Below are 17,801 nucleotides of genomic sequence, written 5' to 3'. Positions count from 1 at the left end.
CTTGTTAAGGTAGAATATGTTCGGATTTGGGACCTAAATATTCTAATAGTAATTATCTAATCTTATATATTTCTATTTATCTTCGACTATTAAAAGCCGTCATTCGTCTATAAAATCTATTATTTCAACGTGAAATTATGAAAAAAAGTGCGATAGTTACCTATTTTTTCGTTGTAATGCTCACCTCTTCTTGTGCCCAAAAATCTGATAAAGGCATAAATATTCCCAAAACCATTGATTTTAGTACTGAACTCGTGGTTAAGAATATTCAAAACCCTTGGGGAATGGCATTCCTTCCAAATGGTAGTATTTTAACTACGGAAAAGTCAGGAAAATTACTTCATTTTAATAACGGAAAAAGTGTGGAAATATTGGGAGTTCCTGATATCTATGTTCGTGGTCAAGGAGGGCTTATGGATATTGAACTCCATCCTAATTACAACAATAACAAATGGTTATACCTTTCTTTTTCATCTTCTGAAGGTAATGATAAAGGTGGAAACACTGCTATAATGAGGGCTAAACTGTCTGGAAATAAGCTAGTAGAAAAAGAACTGCTCTATAAAGCATCTCCCAATACCAGTAGAGGACAACATTTCGGTTCTCGGATTGAGTTTGACAATTCAGGGTTTTTATACTTTTCCGTTGGAGATAGAGGAAATAGAGACGTTAATCCTCAGGACGTAACTAGAGATGGGGGCAAAATATATCGGCTCAATGCTGATGGTAGTATCCCAACTGATAATCCTTTTGTGACTGCAACTGGTGCGAAAACGGCCATTTTTAGCTATGGACACCGTAATCCACAGGGGTTGGCCAAACATCCAGACACTGGAGAGTTATGGGAACATGAACATGGTCCTAGAGGTGGAGATGAAATCAACATTGTTCAAAAAGGAAAAAACTATGGATGGCCTGTTATCACCTATGGAATCAATTATAGTGGCACTAAAATTACCAGCGAAACCACTAAAATCGGTATGGAACAGCCCACTTATCAATGGACGCCTTCCATTGCACCTAGTGGAATGACCTTTGTAACTTCAGAAAAATATCCCAAATGGAAAGGAAACCTTCTGGTTGGTTCCTTGGCCTTTCAATATTTGGAAAGACTTATCATTGAAGAAAATAAGGTAGTATATCGGGAAAAATTACTAGATGGGATGGGTAGAATCAGAAATGTTCGTCAAGCACCCGACGGGTTCATCTATGTTGGTGTTGAAGGAAAAGGTATTTACAGGCTAATACCTAACTAAGCTGGAATATGAAACTTCAGAGGTTTATTTCATTTCTTCAATAGCACGTTTTACAGACCCATATTTTATCAACGCCTTTTCTGCTTCGCTGTAGTCCAATCCCAATTCTTCAACTAAATATCGCGTGCCCCGATCTACCAGCTTGGTATTGCTCAATTGCATATTTACCATCTTATTGCCTTTTACCCTTCCTATCTTAATCATTAAGGCTGTAGAAATCATGTTTAATACAAGTTTTTGGCTGGTTCCGCTTTTCATACGAGTACTTCCAGTCACAAACTCGGGGCCCACTTCAATTTCCATTGGAATATCAGACTCCACAGCTAAAGGGGAGCCAGGATTATTAGTAATACCCGCTGTTAACAATCCATGCTTCTTGGCTTCTCTAATTCCGCCCAAAACATATGGTGTGGTACCAGAAGCTGCAATGCCAATGACAACGTCGTTTTTGTCTATATCAAACTTCTGTAAATCCTTCCATGCTTGTTCTGTACTATCTTCCGCAAATTCCACTGCCTTTCTTATGGCAGCATCCCCTCCTGCAATAAGGCCTATAACCCTATTGTGGGGCATACCATAGGTAGGCGGTATCTCCGATGCATCTAATATACCTAAGCGTCCACTGGTGCCAGCTCCAATATAAAATAGCCTGCCTCCATCTAAAAAACGTTCGGCAATCAAATCCACAAGTTTTGTTACTTCTGGAATAACCTGCGCAACAGCCTCCGCAATTTTTTTGTCCTCATTATTGATACTGTCTAAAATGGTACGGGTGTCCATTTGCTCCAAATTATCATAATTTGAAGGGTTCTCTGTAATTTTCTTATAATCCATTTCCATTACAAAAGATGAATCTCTTGGTTTCTAAAAAGATTTAAAAGGTTGTTGTTGGGATTCAATTCGGTTATCATCGTATTGATGGCGTTTATATCACAGGTTTTATAGCGGTGTTGGGAATTCAGTTTTTCGGATATCGACAAAAGTACAGTTTTTTTGGAAGCCTTTATTACGGCCTTCTTAACCTGCACAATATCCCAATCAAATTCCGTTAATCCAAAAATAGAATCTACATAACCTGTCCCAATAAAACTATAGTCTACTTGTATTTCTGACAATTGATGAATAGTATTTAGCCCAACGGATATTTGGGAATCTGGAGAAATCTCCCCACCTACAAAAATCACTTTAACATTGGGCTTGCTCAGTAGTTCCATAGCCACTTGAAGACTCATAGTGAAACAGGTTAATTTAATGGTCTCGGGTATCTGTCTTGCCAATTCTAAGCAAGTTGTACCACCATCAATAAAGATTACCCCACCCTCCTTTAACATGGTTACCGCTTTTTCGGCAATCTTTCTTTTTTCTTCAAGGGCATAAATATTGGCATTCTGCACGGTGGAACTAGTAAAACCCAAAGAAATAGCACCTCCGTGAACTTTACGCAGTCTATTTTCTCCATCAAGCTCCTTAACATCTCTACGAATGGTATCAATCGACACATCCAAAAGTTCGGCAATATCTGTTAATAGCACCTTGTTATGAAGCGCAACCTCGTTCAAAATTATGTGCTGACGTTCCTCTTTGAGCATAAAACACCTTACTCTACCATGTTTCAAAAGGCAAATATATGAAAATATTACTCATGCCATTTTATTCTGTTTTCTATTCACAAATATTAATGAAAGGTTAATAAATGCACATAGCAGCATTAAATACTGCAAAAAAAAGCATTTATTGAATTTTTTACCTACATTTGTCGCTCTAAACCATTTCATTTATGTCACAAGCAGTACCAAAATCAATAGGATTAGAATACCCTAATGATGATGAATCCAAAAAGTTTGAGAAAATAGCAACACACATCCACAAGAGTTCTCAAGATGCTTCTTTTTGGGTAGCCAATGAAATCGCCCAACTCATAAGACAACGGCAAAAACAGGGCAAAAATGCCGTTTTAGGTCTCGCAACTGGGTCTACACCCACCAAGGTTTATGACTATTTGGTCCAGTTTCATAAAGAAGAAGGGCTTAGCTTTAAAAATGTAATCACTTTTAATTTGGATGAATACTATCCGATGAAAGCAGATTCCGTCCATAGTTATGTCCGCTTTATGAATGAGCATCTTTTTGATCATATTGATATCAAAGAGAAAAACATACATATTCCTGATGGAACTTTGGATAAAGAAGATGTACGCGATTTTTGCAAAGCATATGAAGAAAAAATAAATACAGCTGGAGGTATAGATATTCAGGTTTTGGGAATTGGTAGAACCGGGCATATTGGGTTTAACGAACCTGGGTCTTCCTTAAAGAGTAAAACCCGTTTAGTACGCCTAGACAGGGTAACGCGATTAGATGCCGCTAGTGATTTCTTTGGGCTAGAAAATGTACCCACCAAAGCAATTACAATGGGAGTTGGTACAATCATGGCCGCCAAAAGAGTGATTTTAATGGCTTGGGGTGAGGGTAAATCCAGAGTAATAGAGCAATCCGTTGAAGGTGAAATTAGGGAAAGTGTACCTGCAACCTTCTTGCAGTATCATGAAAATTGTGAGTTCATTATAGACTCCGCAGCAGCTTCTTTCCTTACTCGTGTTAAAACACCATGGCTCGTGACGGAATGCGAATGGAATGACAAATTAATCAAAAAAGCGACCCTATGGCTTTCCGAAAAATTGGACAAAGCCATTCTTAAACTCACCAACGAAGATTATAATGAATATGGAATGGGGAATTTGGTTGCTGAAATAGGTTCTGCCGAGCATATTAATATTAAAGTTTTCAACGAACTTCAGCACAGCATCACAGGTTGGCCTGGAGGAAAGCCCAACACGGATGATAGTCAGCGTCCAGAGCGAAAGGACCCCTACCCTAAACGTTCATTAATATTTAGTCCACACCCAGATGATGATGTGATCTCTATGGGAGGGACATTATTACGCCTAGTAGATCAAGGTCATCAAGTACATGTGGCCTATCAAACTTCAGGAAATATTGCCGTTTTTGATGATGAAGTCATTCGCTTTCTGGATTTTGCAACCGATATACAAGAAGGAAACACTGAGCTGGAGAAAAAATTCTCAGAAGTCAGGGCGTTTCTAAGCTCCAAATCTCCTGGCCAGGTTGATAGTCCAGAAATTCAACAAATAAAAGGTCTAATAAGAAAAGGAGAAGCGTTAGCGGCTTGCAGATATTGCGGTGTCGAAGAAAAAAATGCACATTTTCAGAACCTCCCATTTTATGAAACGGGTACGGTAAAGAAACGACCTCACTCCGAAGAAGACATTCAAATCACATACGACCTCTTGAACGAAGTGAAACCTCATCAGATATTTGCTGCAGGTGACCTTTCAGACCCACATGGAACACACCGGGTATGCTTGCAAATTATATATGAAGCCGTAGACCGACTGGTGGCAGACAAAGTAGATTGGATAGACGATTGCTATTTATGGCTTTATCGCGGTGCATGGCAAGAATGGGACATTGCAGATATGGAAATGGCAGTGCCCATTGGTCCAAAAGACATGGAGCGAAAGAAAAATGCCATTTTTAAGCATCAATCCCAAAAAGATGCCGCCATGTTCCCAGGAAACGATGAACGCGAATTTTGGCAACGTGCGGAGCAACGGAATACAGAAACAGCCAGAAAGTACAATCAATTAGGTATGGCAGAATACGAGGCCATGGAAGGTTTTGTAAGGTACAAGTTTAAATAAGTCCCAAAAGAGGCCCATTATAATGGGCCTCTTTTTTTACATTAACCCAATGTTTTTTCCATAAGATTGCAACAATGGATCTTTTTTATCCAATTCCGTAATCAACAAATCAATAGCATCCACATCGCAAATCTTATAGCGTTGAGCAGAATTAATTTTTTCTGATATAGATGGTACAACTACTTTTTTAGAAGCCTTTATCATCGCCTTTTTTAACTGAACAATTTCCCAATCAAATTCAGTTACACCATCGGATGGATGTATACTGTTAACTCCTAAAAAACAGATATCAGCTTTCAACTCTGACAAAGCAGCCAAAGGACCTCCCCCAATGGTAATCTGTGAATCTTTATTTATCCTCCCCCCGATAAATATGATTTCAATATTTGGTTTTGGTAACAATTGAACCGCAATAGGAAGGCTCGGGGTAAAACATGTAATTTTGAGGTAAGGCGGAATTAATCTGGCCAATTCCAGGTTTGTTGTACCACCGCTTAACAAAACCACCTGACCTTCCTTAAGCAGCGAAATGCCTTTTTCTGCAATCTTTGATTTTTTCTCTAAAGAATATATTTCTCTATTGGCATAATTGTAATGATTAAACCCTAACGAAATTGCCCCTCCATGAACACGTTTAAGTTTATTGGCGTCATGAAGTTCCTTGATATCCCTTCTCACAGTATCCGGAGACACCTTTAATAACTCGGCAATATCGGTCAACAACACTTTATTGTGTATTCGCACTTCATTCAATATTACCTGATGGCGTTCTTCTTTTAGCATGGGTTGTTGGTTTAGGCAAAAATAGAAATTAACAGTTATGTAAAATAATGCAAAAATTGGCTTACGTTGAAATATCTAACAAAAATAATTGCAAAACATTGCAAGATTTTCGATTATTTGCATATTTTTGATATGAACTCTACAATAATTAAGTAAAACGAGAACTTGAATTTGTAACTAACTCCAACACTAAATGGAAAAAATTAATTTTATGAATGGAAAAATTTTACGCCAAGTACTGTTTTTGGTGTGTGTGGTGCTTAGCACCAGTGCATTTTCCCAAAATTCAGGCTCCTTCTCTGGAGCAGTAACCGACAGTAGAAATGGAACACCCATTCCGGGGGTTTCCGTTTTTATTGAAAACACTTCTTACGGAGCTGTAACCGATTTTGACGGAAACTACCGTTTTCAAGTAAATCTTCAACCAGGAGATTACACGCTTATTGCCAGTTATCTAGGGTATTCTACCCAAAAAGTAAGTGTCAGTTTTTCAAGCGGTGAGGTAACAAATGCCATTGCCATGTCTGAAGACTTGTTAAGTCTGGATGAAGTGGTTGTAACCGGTAACCCTGCTGGTGTAAACAAGCGAACCTTAGGTAATGCCATCTCCTCTGTTAAAGCAGAAGATTTAGTCAACAATGGAGCCATAGCGGTAGATCAGGCTATTTCTGGTAAAATATCAGGTGCTTTGGTACAGCAAAACTCTGGTGATCCTGCAGGTGGTATTAGTATTCGCCTAAGGGGACCCAGTACTGTATTAGGAAATTCTGATCCTTTATATATCGTTGATGGAATTATAATAAGCAATTCCAGTAACAGTAATGCTTTAGTTGATTTAGGCGGTAATTCCCAAAACAGATTGGTGGACCTAAACCCAAATGACATTGAGCGTATAGAAGTAATAAAAGGAGCAGCGGCAGCAGCAATTTATGGCTCACGAGCCAGTAACGGTGTCGTTCAGATTTTCACTAAAAGAGGAACTTCTGGAGATCCCAAATTCACTTTTACCACCAATATAAGAGTAAATGAACTCCGTAAAGAAATTGATTACAATACAGTTCCTTTAGCATGGGTTGATCCTTTTGATCGTGAAAATTTGGAAACTGTAGCCGTAGAGCGGTTTAATCTTCAAGATGAATTCTTCCAATCAGGATTTGGGATTGAAAACTTTCTTTCAGTAACTGGAGGTAATGAAAAAACCTCCTATTACATTTCTGGTTCCTTTTTGGATAATGAAGGAGTTATTAAGAACACTGACTTCCAACGTATTGGTTTTAAAACCAACATCACGCAAAAAGCTTTTGATTGGTTGGATATCAATGCCGGTCTGAATTTCACACGAAGCGTAAGCAACGATATTCCAAATGGTGGTATCAATGCTGCGTATGGAGCCATAACAGGTTTTGTATTTAGTGATAATTCTATAAACCCTGCACCAGACGCATCCGGTGTTTATCCGGTCACCTCACTTTTGGTACCAAGGACAAATCCTGCCGAAGCGGTTAACCGTTTCGATTTTGGTCAAAAAGTAAACAGGGTTATTACCAGTGTTGGTTTAAATGCAAAAATCACTGAAAAGTTGCGTGCCAATTACCTTCTAGGGATTGACTTTTACAATCAGTCAGCTACGGCATTTATTCCTATAAATAATACCTCACCAAACGGAAACGGCTTTTCAAGACGAGCAGACATCAACAATTTCCAATACAACAGTGATTTAAACCTTACCTACAGGACACCAATCAATGAAGATATCGAATCTACAACCACTTTAGGTGGTTCATGGCAGTATGAAGAATTTGAAAGAATAGGTATTGAGGCTGATGGGTTGGCACCAGTGGTGCAAGTCGCTTCAGATGGAAGCATATTAGCCCAAGGGGAAACCCGTTCTCAAATTTCCTATTGGGGGTCTTTTTTACAACAATCCTTTAGCTATAAAGACAAACTATATATTAATGGAGCATTACGATTAGATGGCGCCTCTACTTTTGGTGAGGACGAAAGAAATCAGTTGTATGCAAAAGCTAGTTTGTCCTATGTAATATCAGAAGAAGATTTTTGGGAGAATACTTTTGGAGACGCTTTTAACACTTTCAAGATAAGAAGTTCTTGGGGACAGGCTGGTAACCTAACCGCCCTTTCAGCTTTCCAAAGATTTACAACATTAACTCCATTTTCCATAAATGGTTCTCCAAGCTTAGTTCCAGCGGGTAACGGCAATATAAACTCAGCGCCAGAACAAGGTGATTTAAATATTGCTCCTGAAAGACAAGAAGAAATTGAATTTGGTTTTGATGCAGGATTCTTAAACAATAGATTAGGTATCGAATTTACCTATTATAAGCAGGATGTAACGGATTTACTCCTGCCAAGAGAATTGGCACCTTCCACCGGATTTGGTTCCAGAATTGAAAATGTGGGAGACTTGGAAAATAAGGGTATAGAAATCCTGTTAAAAGGTGCTCCAGTAAAATCTAATGATTTTTCTTGGGATGTTACCGCCACTTTCTCGAAGAATGAAAACACAGTTACCCGTATAGCGGGAGGAGGACAATTATCTCTTGCAGGAAGTTTCTCAACTAATTTTGCCATAGAAGGTGAGCCTTTAGGTGTATTTTTTAGGCAATTTTACGCTCGCGAAGCGGATGGGAGTATTTCTTTAGATGCAGATGGATATCCTTTTAGAGGTACCACACCAGATGGTGAGAGCTCTAAAGTAATCGGAGATCCTAACCCAGATTGGTTTGGTTCGTTGATTAATGAATTTGCCTACAAAAATTTTAAACTCCGCATACAGTTGGATGCTGTTCAAGGTTTCGATGTCTTCAATTGGAATAGAAGGCTTCTAGACAATGTGATTTTTGGCGGAGGCTATAATGTCGGACAAGAATTGTTGGGCAATAGACCTAAAGGATTTGGAGGTGCGCAGGCAGGTATCTTCGAAGAATTTGTGGAAGACGGTTCTTTTGTAAAATTAAGAGAATTGGCTATCAGCTACGGATTTAAACCTCCTCTTGAAGGAATTGATAATGTTGAGGTGAGTTTAGTAGGAAGAAATTTAATTTCATGGGATGATTATTCAGGATGGGATCCTGAAATAAACACAGCAGGTCAAAGTAATGGAGTAAGAGGTTTTGATTTTGCCGGAGTCCCAATTCCAAGAACATATCAACTAGGAATCAATGTTAGTTTCTAATCAAAAAAAAGCTACGATGAAAAACAGTATAAAATATAGTATCATTTGCATTTCACTTTACCTGGGAGTTGTCTCTTGTGAAACTGATTTTGACAATCCAAATGCAGCAACAGAAGAGCAAACATTTTCTTCTCGTGAAGGAATCCTTGCCACCGCCGTAGGGCTACAACAATTATTTTCCACCACTGGTGTAAGATGGATTGTGGAGACACCTGCAATCACTACAAGAGAAGGTGGAATTACAACTACATTCCAGAACATGATAGAATTGGAAGATGGAGGGGCTACCCTACCCAACTTCAATTCAAATGTTCAAGGATTATGGTCCACCATGCTTCGTGTGATAAAAATTGCAGAGGATATTGAAGCAAACACAGCAACCATTGAACTAGAGTCAGGAACGCAAAGTGGGTTGATTGCTCACGCCAAGCTTTTTAAAGCGATGGCCATAGGTAGTCTTGCACAAAACTATGAGCAAGTAATTGTGGAAACAAGTAATAACAACGATGCTACATTCGTATCAAGGAATGAAGGTTTTTTGACTGCTATTACGCTTTTAAATGAGGCAAGTAGCCAACTTTCTTCAAATGCGGCTTCGGATGAATTTACCGATGCCATTACCCTAGGCAATATAGACTTGGAAAATACCATATTGGCTATGACTGCACGTTACAATTTGTTTGCGGGCAACTATGATGCGGCTATCGCTGCAGCCAATAGTGTTGATTTGAATTCCACATCGGTTTTTGCATACGATTCACAAAATCTAAATCCTATTTGGGCAAGAGTGTTTCAAAATGATGCCCCTAACTTTAAACCTAGAGACAATTTTGGATTACCTGCAGAGTTTGTTTTTGATGCTGCTGATGGTAGACTCGCTTTCTATCTAGTCGCTTTAGATGAGACGAACCAGAATGGGTTACCCATAGAAGATTTAGCAGGATTCTTTAATGTAAATACAGGTTCATTGCCCGTGTATATTCCAGATGAAATGAATCTTATTATAGCGGAAGCCAATCTAAGACAAGGTACTCCTAATTTAGCAGCAGCAACCGCCGCTTTGGATGAAGTGCTTACGGATACTGATGATCCATTCGAAGTAAATGCAAATGTAGCTGCATATGCAGGTGACAATACCGTAGATGCTTTGCTTATCGAAGTATTAAGAAATAGACGATCAGAGCTTTTTCTTACGGGAATGAGTTTGGAGGACAGTAGACGATTTGATAGACCACAACCAAGTGGTGCGGCCATGAACTATGATGAAGAACGGAACAGGAATTTTTATCCGTACCCCGATTTGGAAAGAAATAGCAATCCAAATACACCTGCTGACCCATCAATATAAACAACTTTGTTTGAGTTTGTTAGTTTTTAGTTAATCAAGCGAAAAGGCCTACATTTAGTCCAGAAGTAGGCCTTTTTATTTATCTGTTATGTTTAGAAGCGCATCTTTAATCCTTATTTTTTTATTCATCTCTTGTTCGGTATCACGAGTGACCTATACAGCTCCAAAGATTGAATTTAGAGGAGTTTGGATTGCAACGGTTAAGAACATTGATTGGCCTAAAAACGCTAATGACTCATCCGAAAAGCAAAAAAAGGATTTCATTGAAATCTTGGATTTCTATCAGAATCTAAACTTCAATGCCGCAATAGTGCAAATTAGGACCGCTGGAGATGCATTTTATAAAACAGATTTAGCGCCATGGTCTAAATACCTTACTGGTGTTGAAGGAGAAACACCAAAAGATTTCAATGAACCTCTGGAATGGATGATTGCCCAAACTCATAAAAGAGGAATGGAATTTCATGCATGGCTCAACCCTTATCGTGCTACTTTTGATTTGGACACGATGGCTTTGTCCAAAGAGCATGATTTTTACCAACATCCGAATTGGATGCTTAAATATGGTAAAAAATATTACTACAATCCTGGCTTGCCCGAGGTACAACAAAAACTGACCAATATTATAGAAGAAGTTGTATCAAATTACGATGTAGATGCAATTCATTTTGATGATTATTTCTATCCTTATAAAATTAAGGGTGAAATCTTCAACGATTCACTTTCTTTTAAAAAACATGGATTACAAAATCAAAACATGGAAGACTGGCGAAGAAGCAATGTAGACTCCTTGGTAAAAAACGTGCATAAAGTCATCAAAAAGAATAAACCATGGGTTCAATTTGGTATTAGCCCCTTCGGAGTATGGAAAAATAATTCCACAGACCCAAAAGGTTCAAATACCAAAGCAGGACAAACAACCTATGAAGATTTGTACGCCGACCCCCTTTTGTGGTCTAGGGAAGGTTGGTTGGATTACCTGGTCCCTCAAGCATATTGGAGCATGGATTATCCCCCAGCATCACATCGTATCATCACCAAATGGTGGGCAAATAATACCAAAAACACCAACCTCTATATTGGCAATGGCACCTACAAAATAAAAAACAACAAAGACAAAGCCTGGAAACGAAAAAATGAGATTCCAAAACAACTCGTTTTAGCAAGATTGCAACAAGAAATTAATGGAAATGTTTTCTTCAGTGCCAAGTCCCTCATTGGAAAACATGAAAACGTTTCAAAGACTCTAAAAAGAAAGTTTTATCTGTATCCTTCACAAAACCCTATTGGGCTTACTAAAGAAAAAAGAAAGGTTAATGCTCCCACAATAACATCTAGCCAAATACAAAACGAATATCTAAACATTTGCATTACACATCAGGACAATATTCCCAGATTTTTGCATTTTTACAAGGCAACACCGAAAATTCCAAATCAAAAACAGCTCATAAGAAAGCAGTATCTTTCCGTAGGTCAAAATTCTAGCTGCAACCGAATACAACTAACCCCAAAATTGCGAAAAAAAAATATTTATATCATGGTTATAGATACGTATGGTAATCAAAGTAAAGTGCAACCATTAACCTTAAAATCAGATTGATCATGCAATCAAAAAACAAGAGGTATTTGAAATGAACACAGTTAAAAAAGATAAAGGAGCATGGGCATGGATACCTGTACTCTATTTCACTCAGGGCATTCCATATATTCTTGTTGTTACCGTATCAGTAATCATGTACAAAAGACTGGGAATAGGCAATGCGGAGATAGGTTTATACACCAGTTGGCTCTATTTGCCATGGGTTTTAAAACCACTTTGGAGTCCTTTGGTTGATTTAAACGGCACCAAAAGAAAATGGTTTTTGGGCATGCAATTGGTAGTGGCATTGGCATTTTTGGGAATAGGTTTTTTCCTGCCATCTAATTCCTTTTTCGTTATTACGCTGGCATTCTTTTGGATGGCAGCATTTGCTTCAGCCACAAATGATATTGCTTCCGATGGCTATTATATGATTGGGCTTACACAAAAAAAGCAGTCCTTTTTTATAGGGTTGCGAAGTACATTTTACCGTCTTGCCATGGTAACCGGCCAAGGCCTTTTGGTCATTTTTGCGGGATATCTTGAGCATAAATATGGAGACAATACCAAGGCATGGTCCATGACCATGATTTGCGCAGCAGTGTTAATGTTGATACTGACCATTTCCAACTTTTTTGTTACACCAAAGTATGAAGAATCAGCAAAGGAGTCTACAGAAAAACCAGCTAGTTTCTTGGAAGTTTTTACATCATTTTTCAAGAAAAACCAGATAGGCGTAGCATTATTGTTTATCCTTACTTATCGATTAGGAGAATCGCAATTGGTTAAAATGGCCTCTCCATTTTTATTGGACACCTTAGAGGTAGGCGGATTGGAGTATTCAACAGAAGCAGTCGGTACCATTTATGGCACTGTTGGTGTTATCATGCTTTCCATAGGTGGGATTATCGGAGGGATTTTAATCTCACGGGATGGACTCAAAAAGTGGATGTTTCCAATGCTGCTGGCCCTTAATTTACCCAATGTATTATATGCCATACTTGCCATCACCCAAACGCAAAGTCTTTTTGCAGTAGTAGGTACGGTAATTATAGAACAATTTGGTTACGGATTTGGGTTTGCCGCCTTTTTAATTTATCTGATTTATATCGCTGAAGGAATTTCTAAAACCTCCCATTATGCTATTGCAACCGGGTTTATGGCATTAGGCATGATGCTTCCTGGAATGTTAAGTGGGTATATTCAAGAATGGTTAGGATACGATGGTTTCTTTCTATGGGTAGTGATAGCCGCATTACCAGCATTTTTGGTTCTCAAATATTTAAAATATCCCGAAGATTACGGGAAGAAAACGAATATCGACAATGCCTAACACCTTAATTTCATATAAAGACGCAAAGGAAAAACTGAGTCTGGCTCAAAAAGTAGGGCAACTTTTTATGCCTGCCGTTTTTATAAACGATACAGAAGAAGAAATAACAAGAATTGAGCATTTACTGAAAACAAATGCTATAGGCGCTATTTGTTTTTTTCATAGCCGAGCTAGTGCTGCCACCAACTTCGAAGGCAAAAAGAAGGTAGTTTATAATGAGAACAGCTATAATCGTTTCAAAGATCTCATAGCCAGATATCAAAAAGCTTCAGAAATTCCATTACTGATCGCAATTGATGCTGAATGGGGTTTGGCTATGAGAATTGAAAATACACCTCAATATCCTTACGCCATCACCTTGGGAGCTGTGCAGGACAACAATGATTTGGTTTTTGAAGTTGGAAAACACATTGCAATGGACTGCAAAGAGGCAGGAGTACATTGGAATCTTGCCCCTGTTGTTGACATTAATAACAATCCAGAGAATCCAGTAATCGGTTATCGCTCTTTTGGTGATGATAAAAACAACGTCCTTTCTTCATCCAAGGCCTATCTAAATGGCATGAAAAGTGTAGGTATTCAAGGCGCTATAAAACACTTCCCAGGACATGGAGATACCAACACGGACTCCCATTTAGGGTTGCCCATAATTCATAAGTCAAAGGAAAATCTATCAAAAAACGAACTTTACCCCTATCAACAGCTTATTAAGGATGGCGTGGATGCTGTTATGGTGGGGCACTTAGCTGTTCCTGAATTAGATAGTTCAAATCAGCCTGCAACCACCTCGACTAAAATTATTACAGACTTATTGCGAACAGAAATGGGTTTCGATGGAGTCATTATTTCCGATGCCCTGAATATGCATGCCGTATCCAAAGATTTTCCAGAAAAAGGCAAACTTGAGGCAACTGCTTTTGAAGCGGGAATGGATGTGATGTGCTTTTCAGAACATGCTGCAGAAGGTATCCAAAAGATTTTGGAGAGCTCATCTCCAAACCGAATAGAAGAGAGTTTTAAAAGAGTTTGGAGATTAAAAGAGCATGCTTATTTGAATCTTAAAAACAGTGATATAAAACCTCACCTGTCCCCTTCAGACTTAAATAGAAGAATCGCGGTTAACGCAATCACCCAACTGTATGGAAATACAGCAGAAGTGAAGAATGTAAAAAACTCCCATTTTCTCAATCTTGCAATTGAAAATCAATCAAAAAATACTTTCTCTAACAAAATTGGAGAGAACTATTACCAATTAAGTTTAGATAATCTGGATGAAGTAGGGCTTAAAGCCTTGGAACATGATACTGTTGTGTTGGCACTTTTTCCTCCTTCAATAAAACCAAAAGACCATTTTGGATTCCCTCAAAAACTATTGGATTTTATAAAAGTGCTAATAGCTCAAAAAAATGTTCTTCTTTACCTCTTTGGAAATCCCTATGTGCTTGATGTGTTGGATTTAAAATCACATTCAAATGCGGTAATAGTCTATCAAGATTTTCCAGAATTTCAAGAAGAAGCATATCATCATTTCATTGATAAAATAGAGGCCAAAGGAAAGCTTCCAATAAAACTTAAAACAGTTCAATTATGAAAACTGATATTATCTCATCTTGGGAAAAGAATGCCTCGGAATGGATCAAGGTAATTCAAAATAACAGTATTTCTTCAAGGGAACATACCAACAGGGCAATTTTGGATACGATTGCAGATATCAAGGCTAACACGTTTGTAGATATTGGTTGCGGGGAGGGTTGGTTGACTCGTGAGATAGGCAAAAAAGGATATGAATGCACAGGATTGGATGCCATTGAACGCCTATTGATTGAAGCAAGAAAACAAGGCACTGAGGATTACCATGTGTTTACTTTTGAAGACATCATAGCCGGAAAACCTATTCCCAAAGCTCCTTTTGATGTTGCGGTTTTCAACTTTTGTCTTTATCTCAAAGAAGGGCTTCAAGAACTGTTGGAAAATACATTAAAATCCATTTCGGCAGGAGGCTATATTCTTATTCAAACCTTGCACCCATTTTTCCTAATTCAAAATAATGTAACCTACAAAAGTCAATGGTTATCAGATTCGTGGAAGGGTCTACCTGGGAATTTTCAAGATGGTCACAGATGGTATGCCAGAACTTTTGAGGATTGGGTAAGTACCATGAATTCGCTCACCATGGTGAAATTCTCTATAAAAGAAGTCATAAGCAATGAGGGAAAGCCTGTTTCATTGATTATTAAAATAAGAAAAATATAATGACAAAATTCAAGGTGATAGGATTAATGTCCGGTACTTCTTTGGACGGTCTGGATTTAGCATATTGCCACCTTTGGCAGGAAAACGGAAATTGGGAATTCTCTATTGAACACACCAAAGAAGTTGGCTATTCAAAAAAAATGCAAGACTACCTTAAAAATGCCATCTATCTATCGGAAAATGATCATGCCCAGTTGCATAAAGATTATGGTGTTTGGTTAGGCGAACAGGCTAAAACCTTTATGCAAGATGAGAATTTAGAAGTTGATTTTGTGGCAAGTCATGGGCATACTTCTCATCATAGACCTGAAGATGGTTTTACTTTTCAATTGGGGGATGGACAATTATTGGCCAATACCTGCGGGAAGCAAGTGGTTTGTGATTTCAGAACAAAGGATGTTTCCCTAAACGGACAAGGAGCCCCGCTAGTTCCTATTGGAGATCGGTTGTTATTTCATGAGTATGATTTTTGCCTGAACTTAGGAGGAATCAGCAATATTTCTTTTGAAAAAAATGGGGAAAGGATTGCATATGATATTGGCATGGCCAATATGCCATTAAATTATATTACCCAAAAAATGGGGTTGGGATATGATGAAGGAGGCAAATTGGCTAAAACCGGAAGAGTAAACAAGCCATTATTAAGAAAGCTTAATCAATTGGATTACTATAAACTGCCCCACCCTAAATCTACAGGATACGAGCTGTTTACTGAACAATTTGTCCCATTGATTGAGGACGCTGATGCTTCCCATATTGATTTGTTGCATACATTCATTCACCATAACAGCGAACAAATTGCATTGGAGGTGCATAAGCATGCAACAAAACCACATAACAAACTATTTGTTGCTGGAGGTGGAGCCCTGAATCATTTCTTTATTGACACACTTAAAGAAAAATTGGGGACATCAATAAATATTGTTATCCCTTCTAAAACATTAATAGCATTTAAAGAAGCATTGGTTTTCGCCCTAATGGGAGTACTGCGTTTGCAGGAAAAAACAAATGTTTTGAGCTCTGTTACTGGTGCAATTGAAAATTCTTGTAGTGGCGAAATTTATTTCCCTGTAAAAACCTAGGCGGTTGCCACGCTTTTTGGTTTTCTGGTTGCCATTACAATTAAAAGGGAAACCAGACCACAGATAGCCAAACCAACAAAAAGCGGCCAAACACTATGTTCCACAAAATCACCAATAAATGTAGCAATAGGTATTGCAAGTAATGTAGATACAAACCCATTGATAGCCGCACCGATTCCTGCAATATGTCCAATGGGCTCCATAGCTATGGAACGGAAGTTTCCCCACATAAAACCTAGACAAAAGAATTGCGCGGAAAGAAAAGCTACCAAAACAATGACACTTGGATTTGGAGTGTTCCAAAATAGAAAAGTATACACCAGTGCAATTACACAAAAAGCAATAAGTGCCATGAGCGAAAGCTTGCGCATTCCATATCTCATTACCAAGGTACCGTTTAAAAATGTGGATAACCCAATAGAAATTGCCAGTCCTGCAAAAATATACGGGAAAGCCTCCTTTAATCCATATTGGTTTTCAAAAACATGCTGCGATGAACTTAAATACACCAAAAATGCACCGGTTACCAAACCTGAGATAATAGTAAAAACGATGGTTTCCCTAAACTTCAAAAACTCTTTTACACCATCAACAAAAACATGACTTGAAAATGGAATTTTAAATTCTGGTCGAAGGGTTTCAGCCTGTCTTTTCCAAAACCAAATGCACACAATAAAACCGAAAACCAATTGTACGTAAAAAATTGCCTGCCAGCCCATGCTGTCAAGAATAACCTTTCCAATAGCGGGGGCAACAACAGGTATAAGAATAAAGAAAGCCACCACAAAAGACATCACCTTGGCCATATAATCACCTTTATATGTATCGCGAATAATAGAAATAGCTAAGGTTCGAGGGGCAGAAAGTCCTATACCCTGGAGAATTCTTCCAAAGATCATTACCTCTAAAGATGTTGAGAACAAACAAATAAAACTAGCAACAGTGAATATACCAAATCCCAAATAGACTATAGGTTTTCTACCATAGCAATCGGAAAGTGGTCCAAAGAACAATTGCCCGACCCCTAGGCCTAAAAATATCATGGTAATCAATAATTGATTATCGGTTGAATTCAAACTATTTATGGCCTCTCCAATATTGGAAATTGCTGGTAACAATGCGTCAATAGCCAATGCTACAATTGACATCAAGGCAGCCATAAGCGCAACAAATTCAAAATTGGGTTTTTGGGTATCTTTTTGCATCCTGCAAAATTAGGCATACCCGTTTCAACAGAGAACTTTTTAAGA

General features: G+C 38.3%; 13 protein-coding genes. 9 read left to right on the top strand and 4 right to left on the bottom strand.

Features of this window, described 5'->3' with window-relative positions; all coding sequences use genetic code 11:
• Positions 1 to 137: 137 nt before the first annotated feature.
• A complete protein-coding gene (locus FVB32_RS11465; protein WP_147743936.1) occupies positions 138 to 1,256 on the top strand; it encodes a PQQ-dependent sugar dehydrogenase in 1,119 nt (372 codons plus the stop codon).
• Between the two features lie 24 nt (positions 1,257 to 1,280).
• Here FVB32_RS11465 and murQ read toward each other — a convergent pair whose 3' ends face one another.
• Positions 1,281 to 2,090 (bottom strand): N-acetylmuramic acid 6-phosphate etherase, encoded by an 810-nt coding sequence (gene murQ / locus FVB32_RS11460; RefSeq protein ID WP_147743935.1) that lies wholly within the window; start codon positions 2,088 to 2,090, stop codon positions 1,281 to 1,283.
• A gap of 5 nt (positions 2,091 to 2,095) precedes the next feature.
• Positions 2,096 to 2,845: a DeoR/GlpR family DNA-binding transcription regulator gene (locus tag FVB32_RS11455; protein ID WP_147743934.1), complete on the bottom strand. Its 750-nt coding sequence runs from the start codon at positions 2,843 to 2,845 to the stop codon at positions 2,096 to 2,098.
• Between the two features lie 188 nt (positions 2,846 to 3,033).
• Between FVB32_RS11455 and nagB the strand changes: the two genes are divergently transcribed.
• The gene (gene nagB / locus FVB32_RS11450) at positions 3,034 to 4,977 is read left to right on the top strand and encodes a glucosamine-6-phosphate deaminase (protein ID WP_147743933.1); all 1,944 of its coding nucleotides are present in this window, start codon (positions 3,034 to 3,036) and stop codon (positions 4,975 to 4,977) included.
• A gap of 36 nt (positions 4,978 to 5,013) precedes the next feature.
• On the opposite strand, the gene FVB32_RS11445 is transcribed toward nagB, so the two are convergent.
• Complete coding sequence (locus FVB32_RS11445) at positions 5,014 to 5,760, bottom strand: DeoR/GlpR family DNA-binding transcription regulator (protein ID WP_147743932.1); 747 nt, start codon at positions 5,758 to 5,760, stop codon at positions 5,014 to 5,016.
• Between the two features lie 193 nt (positions 5,761 to 5,953).
• Here FVB32_RS11445 and FVB32_RS11440 point away from each other — a divergent pair, with 193 nt between their 5' ends.
• From FVB32_RS11440 to FVB32_RS11410, 7 genes are all read left to right on the top strand, one after another.
• Positions 5,954 to 8,956 (top strand): SusC/RagA family TonB-linked outer membrane protein, encoded by a 3,003-nt coding sequence (locus tag FVB32_RS11440; RefSeq protein ID WP_147743931.1) that lies wholly within the window; start codon positions 5,954 to 5,956, stop codon positions 8,954 to 8,956.
• Positions 8,957 to 8,972: 16 nt separating this feature from the next.
• Positions 8,973 to 10,304, top strand: coding sequence for a RagB/SusD family nutrient uptake outer membrane protein (locus FVB32_RS11435; protein WP_187269561.1), 1,332 nt, complete (start codon positions 8,973 to 8,975; stop codon positions 10,302 to 10,304).
• Positions 10,305 to 10,392: 88 nt separating this feature from the next.
• Positions 10,393 to 11,904: a glycoside hydrolase family 10 protein gene (locus tag FVB32_RS11430; RefSeq protein WP_147743929.1), complete on the top strand. Its 1,512-nt coding sequence runs from the start codon at positions 10,393 to 10,395 to the stop codon at positions 11,902 to 11,904.
• A 31-nt stretch (positions 11,905 to 11,935) separates the two neighbouring features.
• Positions 11,936 to 13,216: an MFS transporter gene (locus FVB32_RS11425; RefSeq protein ID WP_147743928.1), complete on the top strand. Its 1,281-nt coding sequence runs from the start codon at positions 11,936 to 11,938 to the stop codon at positions 13,214 to 13,216.
• Positions 13,209 to 14,807, top strand: a complete 1,599-nt coding sequence (locus FVB32_RS11420; RefSeq protein WP_147743927.1) for a glycoside hydrolase family 3 protein — start codon at positions 13,209 to 13,211, stop codon at positions 14,805 to 14,807. The genes FVB32_RS11425 and FVB32_RS11420 overlap by 8 nt, the downstream gene beginning before the upstream one ends.
• Entirely contained in the window at positions 14,804 to 15,469 is a 666-nt protein-coding gene (locus FVB32_RS11415; RefSeq protein ID WP_147743926.1) for a class I SAM-dependent methyltransferase, read from the top strand. Before FVB32_RS11420 ends, FVB32_RS11415 begins: the two co-directional genes overlap by 4 nt.
• Positions 15,469 to 16,551, top strand: coding sequence for an anhydro-N-acetylmuramic acid kinase (locus FVB32_RS11410; protein ID WP_147743925.1), 1,083 nt, complete (start codon positions 15,469 to 15,471; stop codon positions 16,549 to 16,551). Before FVB32_RS11415 ends, FVB32_RS11410 begins: the two co-directional genes overlap by 1 nt.
• Here the strand turns inward: FVB32_RS11410 and FVB32_RS11405 are convergent.
• Complete coding sequence (locus FVB32_RS11405) at positions 16,548 to 17,756, bottom strand: multidrug effflux MFS transporter (RefSeq protein WP_147743924.1); 1,209 nt, start codon at positions 17,754 to 17,756, stop codon at positions 16,548 to 16,550. The two genes, FVB32_RS11410 and FVB32_RS11405, sit on opposite strands and share 4 nt — an antisense overlap.
• Between the last annotated feature and the right edge of the window lie 45 nt (positions 17,757 to 17,801).

The organism is Flagellimonas hymeniacidonis, assembly GCF_008040165.1.
Taxonomy (GTDB): Bacteria; Bacteroidota; Bacteroidia; order Flavobacteriales; family Flavobacteriaceae; genus Flagellimonas; species Flagellimonas hymeniacidonis.
The sequence above is the reverse complement of the archived record's forward strand: the minus strand, read 5'-3'. Positions and strand labels throughout refer to the sequence as shown.

Bases quoted from the DNA above. Each gene is read 5' to 3' on its own strand.
- FVB32_RS11425 (WP_147743928.1), top strand. From the start codon at position 11,936: ATGAACACAGTTAAAAAAGATAAAGGAGCATGGGCATGGATACCTGTA.
- FVB32_RS11445 (WP_147743932.1), bottom strand. From the start codon at position 5,760: ATGCTAAAAGAAGAACGCCATCAGGTAATATTGAATGAAGTGCGAATA.
- FVB32_RS11455 (WP_147743934.1), bottom strand. From the start codon at position 2,845: ATGCTCAAAGAGGAACGTCAGCACATAATTTTGAACGAGGTTGCGCTT.
- nagB (WP_147743933.1), top strand. From the start codon at position 3,034: ATGTCACAAGCAGTACCAAAATCAATAGGATTAGAATACCCTAATGAT.
- FVB32_RS11465 (WP_147743936.1), top strand. From the start codon at position 138: ATGAAAAAAAGTGCGATAGTTACCTATTTTTTCGTTGTAATGCTCACC.
- FVB32_RS11415 (WP_147743926.1), top strand. From the start codon at position 14,804: ATGAAAACTGATATTATCTCATCTTGGGAAAAGAATGCCTCGGAATGG.
- FVB32_RS11420 (WP_147743927.1), top strand. From the start codon at position 13,209: ATGCCTAACACCTTAATTTCATATAAAGACGCAAAGGAAAAACTGAGT.
- FVB32_RS11405 (WP_147743924.1), bottom strand. From the start codon at position 17,756: ATGCAAAAAGATACCCAAAAACCCAATTTTGAATTTGTTGCGCTTATG.
- FVB32_RS11435 (WP_187269561.1), top strand. From the start codon at position 8,973: ATGAAAAACAGTATAAAATATAGTATCATTTGCATTTCACTTTACCTG.
- murQ (WP_147743935.1), bottom strand. From the start codon at position 2,090: ATGGATTATAAGAAAATTACAGAGAACCCTTCAAATTATGATAATTTG.
- FVB32_RS11440 (WP_147743931.1), top strand. From the start codon at position 5,954: ATGGAAAAAATTAATTTTATGAATGGAAAAATTTTACGCCAAGTACTG.
- FVB32_RS11430 (WP_147743929.1), top strand. From the start codon at position 10,393: ATGTTTAGAAGCGCATCTTTAATCCTTATTTTTTTATTCATCTCTTGT.
- FVB32_RS11410 (WP_147743925.1), top strand. From the start codon at position 15,469: ATGACAAAATTCAAGGTGATAGGATTAATGTCCGGTACTTCTTTGGAC.